This is a genomic window from Flavobacterium rivuli WB 3.3-2 = DSM 21788 (assembly GCF_000378485.1).
GTDB lineage: Bacteria > Bacteroidota > Bacteroidia > Flavobacteriales > Flavobacteriaceae > Flavobacterium > Flavobacterium rivuli.
In genome coordinates this window covers 17,295-32,832 of record NZ_KB899985.1, presented here as the reverse complement: position 1 = coordinate 32,832, position 15,538 = coordinate 17,295, and the positions used below count along the sequence as shown (strand labels likewise).

13 protein-coding genes are annotated in these 15,538 nt (G+C 39.4%); 7 read left to right on the top strand and 6 right to left on the bottom strand.

All coding sequences use genetic code 11. The features are described from left to right. The first annotated feature begins 324 nt into the window (after positions 1 to 324). Complete coding sequence (locus F565_RS0120890; protein ID WP_231559652.1) at positions 325 to 2,262, top strand: trehalase family glycosidase; 1,938 nt, start codon at positions 325 to 327, stop codon at positions 2,260 to 2,262. A gap of 343 nt (positions 2,263 to 2,605) precedes the next feature. Here the strand turns inward: F565_RS0120890 and F565_RS0120885 are convergent, their stop codons facing one another. From F565_RS0120885 to F565_RS0120870, 4 genes are read right to left on the bottom strand one after another with little or no spacing between them, the layout of a single operon-like run. After that, positions 2,606 to 4,531: a hypothetical protein gene (locus F565_RS0120885; RefSeq protein WP_020215195.1), complete on the bottom strand. Its 1,926-nt coding sequence runs from the start codon at positions 4,529 to 4,531 to the stop codon at positions 2,606 to 2,608. Then, positions 4,521 to 5,039, bottom strand: coding sequence for an ABC-three component system middle component 5 (locus F565_RS0120880; protein WP_154652688.1), 519 nt, complete (start codon positions 5,037 to 5,039; stop codon positions 4,521 to 4,523). The genes F565_RS0120885 and F565_RS0120880 overlap by 11 nt, the downstream gene beginning before the upstream one ends. Continuing rightward, on the bottom strand, positions 5,036 to 5,614 hold the full coding sequence (locus F565_RS0120875; RefSeq protein ID WP_020215193.1) for an ABC-three component system protein: 579 nt from the start codon (positions 5,612 to 5,614) through the stop codon (positions 5,036 to 5,038). Before F565_RS0120875 ends, F565_RS0120880 begins: the two co-directional genes overlap by 4 nt. Then, positions 5,614 to 5,793, bottom strand: a complete 180-nt coding sequence (locus F565_RS0120870) for a hypothetical protein (RefSeq protein ID WP_020215192.1) — start codon at positions 5,791 to 5,793, stop codon at positions 5,614 to 5,616. Before F565_RS0120870 ends, F565_RS0120875 begins: the two co-directional genes overlap by 1 nt. Before the next feature lie 443 nt (positions 5,794 to 6,236). Here F565_RS0120870 and thrS point away from each other — a divergent pair, with 443 nt between their 5' ends. From thrS to F565_RS22175, 5 genes are all read left to right on the top strand, one after another. Next, positions 6,237 to 8,189, top strand: a complete 1,953-nt coding sequence (gene thrS / locus F565_RS0120860) for a threonine--tRNA ligase (protein ID WP_020215190.1) — start codon at positions 6,237 to 6,239, stop codon at positions 8,187 to 8,189. Between the two features lie 23 nt (positions 8,190 to 8,212). Beyond that, positions 8,213 to 8,764 (top strand): translation initiation factor IF-3, encoded by a 552-nt coding sequence (gene infC, locus F565_RS0120855; RefSeq protein ID WP_081621376.1) that lies wholly within the window; start codon positions 8,213 to 8,215, stop codon positions 8,762 to 8,764. Between the two features lie 134 nt (positions 8,765 to 8,898). After that, positions 8,899 to 9,096: a 50S ribosomal protein L35 gene (gene rpmI / locus F565_RS0120850; protein WP_020215188.1), complete on the top strand. Its 198-nt coding sequence runs from the start codon at positions 8,899 to 8,901 to the stop codon at positions 9,094 to 9,096. 98 nt (positions 9,097 to 9,194) lie between these two features. Beyond that, a complete protein-coding gene (gene rplT, locus F565_RS0120845; protein ID WP_020215187.1) occupies positions 9,195 to 9,539 on the top strand; it encodes a 50S ribosomal protein L20 in 345 nt (114 codons plus the stop codon). 166 nt (positions 9,540 to 9,705) lie between these two features. Continuing rightward, on the top strand, positions 9,706 to 10,653 hold the full coding sequence (locus tag F565_RS22175) for a glycosyltransferase family 2 protein (protein ID WP_035643126.1): 948 nt from the start codon (positions 9,706 to 9,708) through the stop codon (positions 10,651 to 10,653). A gap of 101 nt (positions 10,654 to 10,754) precedes the next feature. Here the strand turns inward: F565_RS22175 and F565_RS0120835 are convergent, their stop codons facing one another. Beyond that, positions 10,755 to 11,597: an isoaspartyl peptidase/L-asparaginase gene (locus F565_RS0120835; RefSeq protein WP_020215185.1), complete on the bottom strand. Its 843-nt coding sequence runs from the start codon at positions 11,595 to 11,597 to the stop codon at positions 10,755 to 10,757. Positions 11,598 to 11,712: 115 nt separating this feature from the next. Then, positions 11,713 to 12,651, bottom strand: a complete 939-nt coding sequence (locus tag F565_RS0120830) for a cyanophycinase (RefSeq protein ID WP_020215184.1) — start codon at positions 12,649 to 12,651, stop codon at positions 11,713 to 11,715. A 242-nt stretch (positions 12,652 to 12,893) separates the two neighbouring features. On the opposite strand from F565_RS0120830, the gene cphA reads away from it, so the two are divergent. Beyond that, positions 12,894 to 15,518, top strand: a complete 2,625-nt coding sequence (gene cphA, locus F565_RS0120825) for a cyanophycin synthetase (RefSeq protein WP_020215183.1) — start codon at positions 12,894 to 12,896, stop codon at positions 15,516 to 15,518. Positions 15,519 to 15,538: the final 20 nt, after the last annotated feature.

The following is a 15,538-nucleotide window of genomic DNA, read 5'->3' as shown; positions in this document are numbered from 1 at the left end:
AGGTTTACGCCTGCGGTGTATTTTGTACTCACTCCTGTTAATCTAAGATGGCAAATTAAAAATTAACATGCTTTTAGCCCCGATAGCAGCGGCACCACGCCAACCGTAGGGCGGCGTGTACAGCGGATAGCGGGCGCGACCACTGCTAATATGCGCATGCAACAACTGCTCCTTATATATAGGTGTGCTATTTATTATGCAAACATGCTAATGTAATGTTAAGGGTTAATGCCTGCAATTATGAAACGGGCTAAATGGTGTATATTTATGGTTCACGTAGTTTTTTCTTACATGAATAGATTTTTCTTTAACCTAAAAATGCCCATGTACACACTTAGTGTGCTGTTGGCAGTTATTTTGCTTATGAGTTGCAGTTCAAAATTTGTAGAAAGCCAGATATTTTTCGACTTGCCCATTGATACAACAATGCAGGAATTGCTTGCCGGGTATGACACTGATGGCGATAAACGCATTACTAAAGACGATGCGCCTGTTAATAAAGATTACCGAATGGTGAGTACCGATGGCCATACCGTGATTTTGCGCAACACCTATTATATAAGCAACCTGCTACAGGAACTGGCTATTGCAAAAGACGGCACTGCCCCTACCCTGCATATTAGCCTGTGCCAAATTCAGGAACCGCCTGCCGAGAGAATTTCGCGACGCATTCGCACGCAGTTTTGGGACGACCTTACCCGTACCATTGATGAGGAAGGTATAAACCGAATTGCAGGCGACGAAAAAATGCACGACAATGTGCAGCGCATATACGTACCATATAACGATAGTGTGGGTATTGCTTACTTTAAAGATGTGCAAACCCGCATGCCTAAACTGGATGTTGTGGTGTTGCCAAAAGATATTACGTCCGACTATGTAAAGTCGATTAACGATAAGCCAGGGATATTATCGCTTAAAATAGAAAACGGTAAAGGTGTGCCCTTTGTGGTGCCCGGCGGCAGGTTTAACGAAATGTACGGTTGGGATAGTTATTTTGAAGGCATTGGCCTGTTGCTCGACGGCAGGGTTGACCTTGCGAAAGCCATGGTTGATAATTTTTGCTACCAGATAAAATACTACGGAAAAATTCTTAACGCTAACCGCTCCTACTACCTAACCCGAACACAGCCTCCGTTTTTATCATCGTTTATTAGGGAGGTTAATGATGCCATGCCGGTTAAAGACCCTAAATGGCTTGCCGAAAGCCTGGCTATTGCCATACAGGAATATGAAACGGTGTGGATGGGCGGCAAACGCTATACTTCTAACACCGGACTGAACAGATATTATGCCGACGGGATTGGGATTCCGCCCGAAACGGAGCCGGGGCATTTTAAAGAGTTGCTTCAGGAATATACCGATAAATATAAACTTACCGAACTGGAATTTGAGCAGGCCTATAAGGACGGAACCATTAAGGATGCCGAACTCGACCGTTATTTTGTGCACGACCGAACCCTAAGAGAAAGTGGGCACGACACGAGCTGGCGACTGGATAACGTGGCGGCCGACCTTAATTGTGTTGATGTAAACTCCTTATTATATAAGTACGAGAAGGATTTTGAATACCTTATAGCTACTTACTTTAAAGATGGCTTTACAGGCGTTGACGGTAAAACTTACACGCCGCAGTACTGGGCCGAAAAAGCTGATACCCGTAAAAACCTGATGCATAAATATATGTGGGACGAAAACACGCACGGCTACTTTGATTACAACCAAAGGACGGGCAAGAGGAGCGACTTTATGTCGGCTACAAACTTTTTTCCGTTGTGGGCGGGGCTGGCAAGTAAAGAGGAGGCCGCGCAAATGGTTCCGCAACTAATGCACGAACTTAAGGCGCAGGGTGGTTTTACCGGAAGCAGCAAGGCATCGCTTGATAAATATGCTACCGGAAACGTACAGCGCCAGTGGGATTACCCTAACGGATGGGCGCCGCACCAGATGGTTTTGTGGAAAGGCCTGATTGATTATGGCTTTGAAACCGAAGCCCGCGAAATGATTTACCGCTGGCTATGGACGATCACTCAAAACGCCGTAGATTATAATGGTACGATCCCAGAAAAGTATGATGTGGTTAATGCCACCCATAAGGTATATGCCGAATATGGCAATGTAGGTACCGACTTTGCTTATATTACCCGCTCGGGTTTTGGGTGGATGAATGCATCGTACCAATATGGCATGAGCCTTTTGGGCGATGATTACATTAAAAAGCTTGATAATTTAGAACGGCCGGAAAGCATTTTCAAGGAGTAGTATTCAGCCTGCCTGCCGGAAGGCAGGTCGAAGTATACAGTTCCCATTTAAATAGTGGGTATGAGTGTAGTTGGTTCCCCTCTTGAGAGGGGTTAGGGGTGTGTTGGGATGATGATTTAAAGATAATTTTTAAATGACACACCCCCGCCCCTCTCGAGAGGGGAGCCAGCCCCAACGCCGGATAGAATTGAAGAAATAACTTTATAAAAGGAGAGTAACGGAGTTGAGAAATCTCTATTACACAATCCCGATAGCTATCGGGAGCACAAAGGAAGAGACACTAATTTCACAAATTAGCACTAATCGGGAGGGTTTTCCATTTTGACCGCAGGGAGACACTTAACTAATCTATATTTTTTAAACTTGGATTAATTTTTGTATAATATTCACCAACAATATAACTACTATTCTTAAGTTCGGGAGGGAGATATGATGTTGTATAAATCATTTGAAAATTATTTGAATCATATTTGTTAGCTTCTTCAATAATTATCTTTTGAAAATTATAAGCTCTCGCTTGTTCAATTCCCTTATCTTCCATATTATCGCATAGTATGAATCTTGGATATCTCATCTTCTCAATTTCTAAGGATGCAAGAAAAATTGCAAATCTAGCTGCTGTTTTTAAATAAAAATTTGAGCTAGCAGAATATTTCGCATCTTTATCAGCTATAAATGCAATATTATTTCTATAATCAATATTAAATTCTTTAGCTGCAATAAAATCATCCTGCCTTTTCAAATCATTGTTTAGCAGATAAAGACCTTTCTTTTCTATTTCAGCATTAATTACTTTTTTTAGTTGTTCCTGATTGCCCTGCATTGATTTTATGGAAGTATTCAAAAAATCAATTTCCTTATCTAATTTATCTTTACTTTCTACTAATTTTTGATACATTTCAGCATTTTCCAATAGTGTTCCAAATTGAATTATTTCTCCCTCTAAAAAGCCTTTATCGCCGTAAAGAGCATCAATTTTTTCGTCTCTAACAGATTTTACATCTTTTAATGCAGAATTTACTTGTATCTGTATCTGAGAAAGTTTAATTTTTTCAGAATCAATTTTAGTAGTCAATTCTAAAAATCTACGTTGATTTTTAATCTGTAAAGATTTAGACTCCTTAATTTGAAAATTTAAATCCTGCTCAATTTTGCGCGCTTGCGTTACCCCAAAACTTTGGTCAACAGGTTCTTTACATAATTTGCAAGCAGTTATATCATCATTTTTCTTTAAGTCACTCAAACACTCTGGACAATAATCTAAGGGGAAATCCCCAAGAAATTCCCTTGTTAATACTGAATTTTTTATTGCTCTTTGCTTTGACTCTAAAGTTTCAATGAAATAATGTGAATCTTCAATTTCATACTTGAGAGTCTTTATTTCAGTATCTAATTCATTTACCTTTTGACGTTGAATAATTGCTTCGTCATTTAATTGTTGAAAATTGAGTTTTGTATTTTTTGTATATTGAACAATTTTATTCTTTTCCTTAAGCTGTATTAATTGTTCCTCTAAATTATGTATCTCTGCTTCTTTACCAGCAATTAATTGATAAATATGTTCAGGAAATAGATGTAAATCATTATTAGTAAATTGCTTGATAACTTTAATTTCTTTTTTGACATCGTCAAATTCTTTCTCCGCTTCAACTTTTCTTGTTTTTGCGTCATATAAATTTTGGTTATATACGCCTAATAATAAATCCGATACTGTTTCTCGAATCAAAGTTGTATCAAATTGTTCATAATAAAATAATGAACTCGTAGGCGATTCTTGATCAACATATAACAACCTTAAAATTTGATGAAAAGTAATATTACTTTCTTCCTTTACAACAGGTAAATCAAGATTATCAAAGAATATGTTCGAAAAACTTTTTTTTTCGGAAGTTGTATTGTAATTATACTTAAACCATTCATTCGCAGAAGCTTTAAGGCTATCTTCTACAATTCCCCAATATATAAAAATTGGCTCTGAACTATTTCCTTTTTTGCTTTCAGTATTTATTTGGATCGCTCTTCCAATAGTAAAAACCGCACCGTTCATTTCAACTTCAGCGATAACACGTGTACATTTTTTCGCTTCCTTTACCCAATCATTAAAATACCCTCCTAATACATAAAATATAAAATGGGATATTGTAGACTTCCCACTGCTATTATCGCCATTAATAATGTTTATTCCTTTATGGAATGTTTCATCATAGGCAATTTTATTTTCGTTGGTATGAATAATTAATCTATGTAAAAATAAATTGTTATGCATCATATTTGCTTTCTAATAACTGTGTTCTCGCTTTTAAACCGAACTCCCCAAATAATGGCATTAAATAAAAATGGGAAGTTAGAAGCCTTATTGCGTTTACTTCTTTTGGTTCCAACGGTTCAAATTTAGATGTATAAGTAGATAAAATTTTCTTGGATACTATTGTAACTCTATTTGAATGTAAATAATCTTTATCAATAATCCCATATGATGCTAAACATTTTAAAGCACCCAATTGATATGGTTTTATCTTCTCAAACATTTTTCTGTTATCGGAAAGTAATTCGTAAGGATTTGAGTCTTTTAAAATAAAAATTTTAATCATTAGCCTAACATCTTTTTCATCCCTTTTAAGTTTTATATTGCTCATTTTATTTGGGAATAATAAGTAAAAATCCCAAATTCTTAACCTTTCAACTTCAACATATTCATTTCTATCAAAATATGTAAGGATTTGCAGTAATCTATAAACTGAATGGTATAGATCAAATGCTTGATGATATAGTATCATGAGTTCCATTTTATATGGCAACGCCCAGTTAAAAAATAAATCATACCTTCAATATCTGTAGAATCTAAACCCATAACATCATCACAACCTTCTTCCTGTAAAACATTTAATATTGGGTTTACAATATCCTCTGAGATAACTTTTAAAATTTCAATATCTGACGATTTCTCCCTGATTAATGGATATATACGATTTCTAAACTTCTCAAGAATTATACCTAAAAGCAAAGCATGAATCTCTTGGGCTGGTTCAAAAAATTGAAATTTTGTCAATTTTTTAGCGTATTCTTGTTTTAGCCAACTTGCATCATCAAACAAATATTCCCGATTGCCATTTATCAGTTTTTGTTCTAACCCTATCGTATCTCTCTTGTCTAAATATCTCTGTAAATCATCATTGATATCACTAATTTCATTATTAGCATTATATTCTTTATTTAGACGCTCAAACAATTTTGATAATTTAGAAGTCTTACTGCTATATTGATGATAACTTGTAGAATTATCGTCGCCTGCCACAACTTTGCCATTGTGACCGCTAATATCTATTCCTTCTTGTCTAGTACCTAAAATCATTAATTTGTAGAGTTATCATCACCACCGATAACTTTGCCCCTGTCTCCGCTAATGTCAATATCTCTTTGAATTACTTTATTATTGCTTCGCTTACTTTTCTTAATAATAAAAAATGCACCTCCTGCAACAGCTGCAATAACTGCAATAATAATTTCTGTGCTATATTTATCTAAATTCATAACTAATCTTTTTGTAAAAATATAAAAATATATAAACAAATGTTAAAAATATAAAAATAAACTACTATTCCTATATAGTGTAGAGTTTATTGGTTAAAGGATTTGTCAAATGTGATTTATTTTCATGTGCTAGTGCTAGCGCGAACCTCTTAGCACGCAACAATGATTGTAGCAACATTATTGATGCAATCGAGCGTGACGCTCGCGACAGCAACATCCCAAACACAAAACAACCTCTCCCCTTAGCCCCGACCGAGGCGATATCCTGCCAACCGCAGGGCGGCAGATAAGCTAAGGGCGGGAATCCGCCTACCGAAAATGCCCATGCCTTAACGCTCCTAACCCTCTTAAAAACCATGAAAATAATATTAAAAACTGGTGGGGTTTATGTATTGTTTGTTGCAGGTTAAAACGCTATCTTTGCACACTATAAATTTTTAACAATGATAGATATTACATTGCCGGACGGTTCGGTTAAAAAGTTTGACGCCGGGGTTACTCCCCATGATGTTGCCATGAGCATAAGTGAAGGCTTAGCAAGAAACGTGATTTCTGCTTCCTTTAATGGTACAACTGTTGAAACGAAAACACCACTCACGACCGACGGCTCCCTAATATTATTTACATGGAACGACAAGGAAGGCAAAAAGGCTTTCTGGCATTCGAGCTCGCACGTTTTGGCGCAGGCCCTTCAGGAATTGTACCCGGGCATTAAGCTTACCATAGGCCCTGCTATAGAAAATGGTTTTTACTACGACGTTGATTTTGGCGACCACGTGGTTACCGATAAAGACTTTAAAACCATTGAAGATAAGGTACTTGCCATAGCCCGCGAGAAATATGAGTTTACCATGCGCAGCGCTACTAAAGCCGAAGCGCTTGCTATGTATGCTGCCGAAGAGAACCCTTATAAAACAGAACTTATAACCAACCTTGAAGACGGTACTATTACGTTTTGCGACCACGCAACCTTTACCGATCTTTGCCGTGGTGGGCACATACCTAACACCGGTATTATAAAGGCGTTTAAAGTTATGAGCGTTGCCGGTGCTTACTGGCGCGGCGACGAAAAGAACAAACAGCTTACCCGTGTGTACGGTATATCGTTCCCGAAACAAAAGGACCTTACCGAATACCTTGAACTTTTGGAAGAGGCTAAACGCCGCGACCACCGCAAGCTGGGCAAGGAATTAGAATTGTTTGCTTTCTCACAGAAAGTAGGTCAGGGTCTGCCTTTATGGTTGCCTAAGGGTGCTGCCCTGCGCGACCGTTTAGAGCAGTTTCTTAAAAAAGCACAAAAAAAGGCCGGTTATGAGCAGGTGGTTACACCGCACATAGGCCAGAAAGAATTATATGTTACCAGCGGCCACTACGCTAAGTATGGTGCTGATAGCTTTCAGCCAATCCATACACCTAATGAGGGTGAAGAGTTTTTGCTGAAACCAATGAACTGTCCGCACCACTGCGAAATTTATAACACGAAGCCCTGGTCTTACAAAGACCTGCCTAAGCGTTATGCTGAGTTTGGCACGGTATATCGTTATGAGCAAAGTGGCGAGCTGCACGGTTTAACCCGTGTGCGTGGCTTTACTCAGGATGACGCCCACATTTTTTGTACTCCCGATCAGTTAGATAGTGAGTTCAAGAAAGTTATCGACCTTGTATTGTATGTTTTCAGCTCATTAGGGTTTGATAACTTTAGCGCGCAGGTATCTTTACGAGATAAAGAGAACCGCGATAAGTACATAGGCAGCGATGAAAACTGGGAAAAAGCTGAAAATGCGATTATTAACGCCGCAAAAGATAAAAATCTTACCACGGTTGTAGAGTATGGCGAAGCGGCTTTTTATGGCCCTAAACTTGACTTTATGGTTAAGGATGCCCTGGGCCGCCAGTGGCAGTTAGGCACCATTCAGGTAGATTATAACCTGCCGGAAAGATTCGACTTAACTTACAAAGGATCTGATAACGAACTACATAGACCGGTAATGATTCACCGTGCGCCTTTTGGGTCGATGGAGCGCTTTATAGCAATATTGCTGGAAAATACAGCCGGTAATTTCCCGCTTTGGCTAATGCCGGAGCAGGCTATCATACTGTCTCTTAGCGAGAAATATGAAAATTATGCTAAAAAAGTTTTAGATTTGCTCGAAAATCACGAAATTCGCGCCACCGTAGATAACAGGAACGAAACAATAGGCCGAAAAATAAGGGAAGCTGAAGTACAAAAGCTGCCATTTATGCTTATTGTGGGCGAGGAAGAAGAGAAAAACGGCACGATATCTGTACGTCGTCATGGCGATGCAGGTAAGAGTAACCAAACAATGACCATCGAAGCATTTGCTGCACTTGTGCAGGAAGAAGTAGATAAAACACTAAAAACATTTCAAGTTTAACTTAAATTTTTAAAGCCATAGCAATAAGAAACAACAGAGGCTACCAGCCTCGAGTAGAAAAAAAAGATGCGCACAGGACTAACAATGCCATCCGCGTACCCGAAGTAAGGCTTGTGGGAGAAAATGTAGAACCGGGAGTTTATAAAACTTCGCAGGCACTGCAAATGGCAGAGGGATTTGAGCTTGACCTGGTGGAAATTTCACCAAACGCCGAGCCGCCCGTATGCAAGATTATGGACTATAAAAAGTTTCTTTACGAACAAAAGAAACGCGACAAGATGCTTAAGGCTAAGTCTACGCAAATTGTTGTTAAAGAAATACGCTTCGGACCGCAAACCGATGAGCATGATTATGACTTTAAACGAAAGAATGCTGAAAAGTTCCTTAAAGAGGGTTCTAAACTAAAAGCATTTGTATTCTTTAAAGGGCGTTCTATTATCTATAAAGAACAAGGGCAAATATTGCTGCTTAAACTTGCTACCGATCTTGAGGAGTGGGGTAAAGTAGAAGCGATGCCGGTTCTTGAGGGTAAAAGGATGATTATGTTTATTGCACCTAAGAAGAAAAAAGCGTAATCAGCCCTTATAAGGCAGTGTTCAGTAACTCGTCGCAGTGATTATTTGCTGCGTTGTTACTAAAAGTATGTTTAAGAAGGCCGAAAAGCCCTTGATTATAAAGTAAGTAAGAATAAATTAAATACAGGAACAAAATGCCTAAAATGAAAACTAAATCCTCTGCCAAAAAACGATTTAAAGTTACTGGCTCAGGTAAAATTAAAAGAAAGCACGCTTTTAAAAGTCACATCCTGACTAAAAAATCTAAGAAGCGCAAGCTTGCTCTTACTCACTCTGCACTGGTACACCCAACAGATGAGAGGAGCGTTAAGCAGCAATTAAGGCTTATCTAATAAGCCGCTGCCGGTTAAACAATTAAAATAACCCTGGAGTATGGCCAATAAGTGTTTGCGCATTTGCAAGCCGCCTGCTACAAAAAAAAAGAAAAATTATGCCAAGATCAGTAAATTCAGTTGCTTCAAGAGCTCGTAGAAAGAGAATTATGAAGCAAGCCAAAGGTTTCTTTGGAAGACGTAAAAACGTTTGGACAGTAGCTAAAAATGCCGTTGAAAAAGCAATGGTTTATGCTTACCGCGACCGTAAAGCTAAAAAGAGAAACTTCCGTGCACTTTGGATCATGCGTATCAACGCTGGTGCAAGACAATACGGTTTAAGCTACTCTCAGTTCATGGGTAAAGTTAAAGCTGCAAATATCGAATTGAACCGTAAGGTTCTTGCAGATCTTGCTGCTAACCACCCTGAAGCTTTTGAAGCGATAGTTAACCAGGTTAAATAAAAACGTTTTATAAACAATATATTTATTTCTTACTTACACAGCAAAACCCGTTTAGCAATAAACGGGTTTTTTGTTGCTTTACTATTAATACTATTTTTATATATTGACAACATAATAAAATAGTATGTTTGCAATCTGCAATAAACATCTAAATTTTATGTTAACCATGCAAAAGCCCATTATAGGAGTGGTATCGCCCTGTTACAACGAGGAATTAGTGATTAATGAAACTGCTAACAGGTTACACAATATTATTACCAGGCTTGCAGATAATAATATAATCTCTCAAAGTAGTTTCATTGCATTTATAGATGATGGTAGTAAAGATGCCACATGGCTAAAAATTACGGCCAATGCTACAACACTTAGCAACATTAAGGGCCTTAAGCTGGTTAGTAATGTAGGGGCTCAAAATGCTCTGCTTGCAGGCTTGCTAACTTTTAAAGATGAAGCAGACGCTCTTATATCTATTGATGCCGACCTTCAGGATGATATAAATGTACTTGAGGAGATGATATTAAAATTTTGTGAGGGTACAGATGTTGTATACGGTGTAAGGAAAGAACGCGATACAGATAGTTTTTTTAAAAGAAACAGTGCTTTACTATTTTATGGCCTGATGCAGCGCATGAAAGTAAATATTATACACAACCATGCCGATTATCGTTTATGCAGTAGCAGGGTATTAAATGCATTGGCAGAATTTGACGAAGTTAATCTTTTTTTAAGAGGCATAATCCCATCTATAGGGTTTAACAACGATGTTGTGTACTATAACCGCCAGGAACGTTTCGCCGGAGAATCTAAATTTTCTTTTAGCAAAATGTTATCATTTGCATGGAACGGTATTACCTCTTTTAGTAATTACCCATTACGCCTTGTTAGTATAATAGGCTTTGCTATATTTTTTCTTTGTCTTGTTATGTCAGGTTATGCCATTTTTGGTTTATTTCTTGGCCACGTAGTGCCTGGGTGGCTTTCTACAGTATTGCCTATGTATTTTTTAGGCGGTGTACAGTTGTTCTGCTTTGGTATCCTTGGCGAATACATTGGCAAAATATACCTCGAAGTAAAAAAAAGGCCACGATATTTTATAGACAAAAGAGTAGATTAAATATCTATAGATATTTAAATAATAAACCCGTAAGCAATCACTTACGGGTTTGTTGTATTGAAATTATGACTACGATCTAACTAATAACAGGCAGGCTTAAACTAATTAAATACTTTTACACTCTCCCCATCAAAACTTGCAAATACCATACTGGGGTGCGAGTCCTGATGAAAAATGTTTCCTTGTGCATCTATTGCAATGGCACCGGCAAAACCGTCATAAGGTTTTAGTTCGTTAAACGTTTTGGCAAAAGCATTAGCTATTGGCATGCCATCGGTAACGCGGGTAACAATTTTTGCAGCGGTGGCATTGCTTACAATATCTTCGCCCACACCGGTACAGCTTACACCACAAAAGGCATTGGCATAATTTCCGGCAACGGTGGCACTATCACTTATACGGCCTACCATTTCGAAACCCTTACCTCCGGTAGATGTTGCCACGGCAAGTTTGCCGTCAGCATCAAGCGCTACACAGCCCACGGTCCCTACGCCAGTTCCTGCAAGTTTTTTTTCATATTCTGCACGTCTTTCAGGTGTCTCCGTGCTAAATTCTGCAAAGCCGTTAGTATGTGCATACTGTGTTGCCCCTTCTCCACCTAAAACACGATCATCATACGGCGACAGTTTTTCGGCTACAAGAATGGGATTCTGCACATTCTGTATATTAATAACACCACTCATCTTCTGGGTTTCGCCATCCATTAAGGCAGCACTCATGCGTATCTGCCCATCGCTTTGTATCTGCGACCCTATTCCGGCATTAAACAGCGGACTGTCTTCTAACAACGACACTGCATATACCACCGCTTGAGTAGCCGTATGCGTTTTTAGGTAATCGTACGATTTTTTTACAATAGCAATAAGTGCCTCCTGTTTGGCATGCTTAGTTTGAGCATCGGTAGTAGATTCGCTAAAGAAACCGCCGTGTATAATTATTTTCATCTTTTAAAATTTGTTTCATAAAGTTACACGAAGAAGGCACAAAGATTCACAAAGAAATTACAACCATGTTATAAACCTCGTGAGCCTTTGTGCCCCATATTATTTTCATTAAAACTTACTCTACATCATCTGTTTTAATTGCCTCGTCTGCATCTGTCTCTGCAGGAACATACAATGGCAATGAATATTGCGAGTTATGTATTTCCATAGAATGCGTGTTAAGGTCGTAAGTATCATACATACTCATAACGTGCACTATCATATTGTTTATAGATATTGGCTTGCCAAGTTCTACCTGGGTTAAATTAGTATCCATTATTTGTCTTCCATCTACCAGTATCACAAGTCCAGATCCTATAGCTTCCATCCTGCCGTCGCTGGTAATAAGCAGCCCGGTATCTTCGCCAAGGCCAATACCAAGAACGCGTGGATTGCCTACAACAGCCTGAAACAGGCGCCCTATACGGCCACGTTGTACAAAGTGGGTATCTATAATTACATTTTCTATAAGGCTAAGGCCGCTGGTAATTTTTACTTCGCCTTTAAGCAGCGCTTCCTGGCTGCTACCCTGATAGATCATGTTATTAGATGCCGCAGCAGCACCCGCCGATGTACCGGCATATATAAAATCTTCGTTCTTAAATTTATCAAGAATAATGTCATGCAGTTTAGTTCCGCCCAAAATAGATGTTAACCTAAGCTGGTCGCCACCGGTAAACATAACCACATCTGCTGCCTGTATGCGTGCCAGTATTTCGGGGTCTTTAGTTTGCTCCCGTTTTTCAATGTACATTAACCCTACATTTTTTGCATTAAGGTATTCAAATGCCTTAACATACTGTGGCCCCACCTGCCTCGGTATAACCGATGCTGTAGTTATAACCTCAATGCGCGACTCTTCGCCATGTTTAGATTCACGAATGATCCGGCTTAAAATCCCTGTTTCAAAAAAGTTTAGGTTGTTCGCTATATTCTGGTCAAAAGACACCTCAGTAAAACTGCCTTTATCTACCGCTCCCCCTATAATTATCAGTTTTCCCTGTACATTATTCATAGTGCAAAAGTAATTAAATACGTAAAAAACGCAATTTACGGTTAATTATTTCTCGCTTAATTGTTACCAATCAGGCTTTTTATAAAATATTTACCGCAAAGATACTTTTTAATTATTTTTTTAAGTAATTTTCTAACGATGAAATGCCATTTAAAACGCATTTGTCGTACTTTACTAAAAAAACAAAAACAAGAATATATTTTACTAATTTACATTAACCTTATCCCCATTTTTGCCATTTTATGAAAATCGAGAAAATCCAGGCACTGCGCGGACCCAATATATGGAGCGTAAAAAGAAAAAAACTGATACAAATGCGCCTCGACCTCGAGGAAATGGAACAAAACCCCACTAATAAAATAGACGGATTTAGGGAAAGGATAGAAGCTTTAATGCCTTCGCTTGTTACCCATCGCTGTTCTGAAGGTGTTAGGGGAGGCTTTTTTTCGCGTATAGAAAGAGGCACCTGGATGGGGCATGTTATAGAACACATTGCCCTCGAAATACAAACCCTTGCGGGTATGGATACCGGTTTTGGCCGCACCCGCGAAACTAAAACTCCCGGTGTATATAATGTAGTGTTTAGCTATCTGGAAGAAAACGTAGGCATTTATGCTGCCGAAGCATCGGTACGTATTGCCGAAGCGCTTATTGCAGGCACTGATTATGACCTTGAAGCTGATATACACAATATGCGCAAGATACGTGAGCGCGACCGCTTAGGCCCAAGTACCGGCAGTATTGTAGAAGAAGCCGTAGCACGCGACATTCCGTGGATACGCCTTGGTACCAATTCGCTTGTACAATTAGGCTACGGTATTAACCAGATGCGTTTTCAGGCAACGATTACTAATAAAACAAGCCATATAGCTGTAGATATTGCCTGTAATAAAGAGCAGACAAAGCGCATGCTTTCGGCAGCCTCCATACCTGTAGCAGGAGGTGGTATTTGTACTGATGAAGAAAGCCTTAAAACTATTATAGATGAAATAGGTTACCCCATAGTACTAAAACCACTTGATGGTAATCATGGTAAGGGCGCTTCTATAAACGTATTGAATTTTGAAGATGCTCTTGCCGGGCTTGAGTTTGCCCAAAAATACGGCAGCCGCGTTATTGTAGAAAAATTCATTACAGGATACGATTTCCGTGTGCTTGTAATAGATAATAAAGTTGTTGCAGCAGCACAAAGGGTTCCTGCACACGTACAGGGCGATGGACAGCTCACCATACAGGAGCTTATTGATAAGGAAAATGAAGACCCTCGCCGTGGTTACGGGCATGAAAATGTTTTGACCGAAATTACCATAGACCGTGATACTACCGACCTGCTTGAAAAGAAAGGGTACACTACTGAAACGGTTCCGGCTATTGGCGAGATCGTTTACCTTAAATCGACAGCAAACCTTAGTACGGGCGGAACATCTGTAGATGTGACTGATATGATGCACCCCGAAAACATTTTTCTTTCAGAAAGGATTTCCCGTGTTATAGGCCTTGATGTTTGCGGTATAGATATTATGGCAGAAAACCTTACGCAGCCCCTTAAAGAAAATGGCGGCGTAATACTTGAGGTTAATGCAGCACCGGGTTTCCGTATGCACCTGGCACCATCATCCGGTTTACCGCGCAATGTAGCTGCCCCGGTTATAGATATGTTGTATCCTCCCGGTAAGCCAAGCCGCATCCCTATTTTTGCCGTAACAGGTACTAATGGTAAAACTACCACTACACGTTTGCTGGCACATATTGTAAAAAATAATGGTTTTAAAGTGGGCTTTACCACATCTGACGGTATTTATGTACAAAACCACATGCTCGAAAAAGGCGATACTACAGGCCCTTTTAGTGCTGAATATATATTAAAAGACCCTACGGTAGAATTTGCCGTACTGGAAACTGCCCGTGGAGGAATCCTTCGCTCCGGCCTTGGCTTTAGCCGATGCGACATTGGTATTATTACCAATATCCAGGAAGACCACTTAGGCCTTAGCGACATTCATAGCATAGACGATCTTGCCCGTGTTAAAAGGGTAATTCCGCGCAGCGTGAAAAAAGACGGTTGGGCTGTTTTAAATGGCGATGACCCTGAGTGTATAAAAATAGGCAAAGAGCTGGAGTGCAACGTGGCTTACTTTAGCCTTTACGAAGACAGCCCTTTTATTAAAGAAGAGGCAAAAGCAGGCCGTGTTACAGCTGTTTACGAAAATGGCTTTATTACCATTAAAAAAGGCGAGTGGAAAATAAGGGTAGAAAAAGCATCGCACGTTCCGCTTACGCTTGGTGGTAAGGCAAAATTCATGATCGCCAATGCACTGGCTGCAACGCTTACCTCATACCTGTGGGGCTTTAAGACCGAAGACATCAGCCTTTCATTGCAAACATTTATTCCCGGCACGGCACAAACCCCCGGACGAATGAATATTTTTGAGTTCAGGAAGTTTAAAGTACTTATAGATTTTGCACATAACCCTGCCGGCTACCTTGCCGTAGAAGATTATCTGCAAAATGTAGAGGCGACACAAAAAATAGGAATTATATCTGGTGTGGGCGACAGGCGCGACCAGGACATTAAGGAGTGTGCAAAAATTGCTGCCCGAATGTTTGACCATATTATTATGCGAAACGAAAAGCACCTGCGCGGCCGCACCGAAGAGGAGATTAACGGTTTGTTACTGGAAGGCTTTAAAGCATCCGGTCGTGAGGTTACCTATGAGGTTATCCCTAAAGAAACCGATGCTATTAAACATGCTATAAGCAACGCGCAGGAAGGCAGCCATATTACTGCACTTAGCGATGTTATTGCAAATGCCATACAAATTGTGCAGGGCTACCTCGATAAAGAGAACGAGGATGCTATGTTATAATAATCATACTAAGGGAGCTA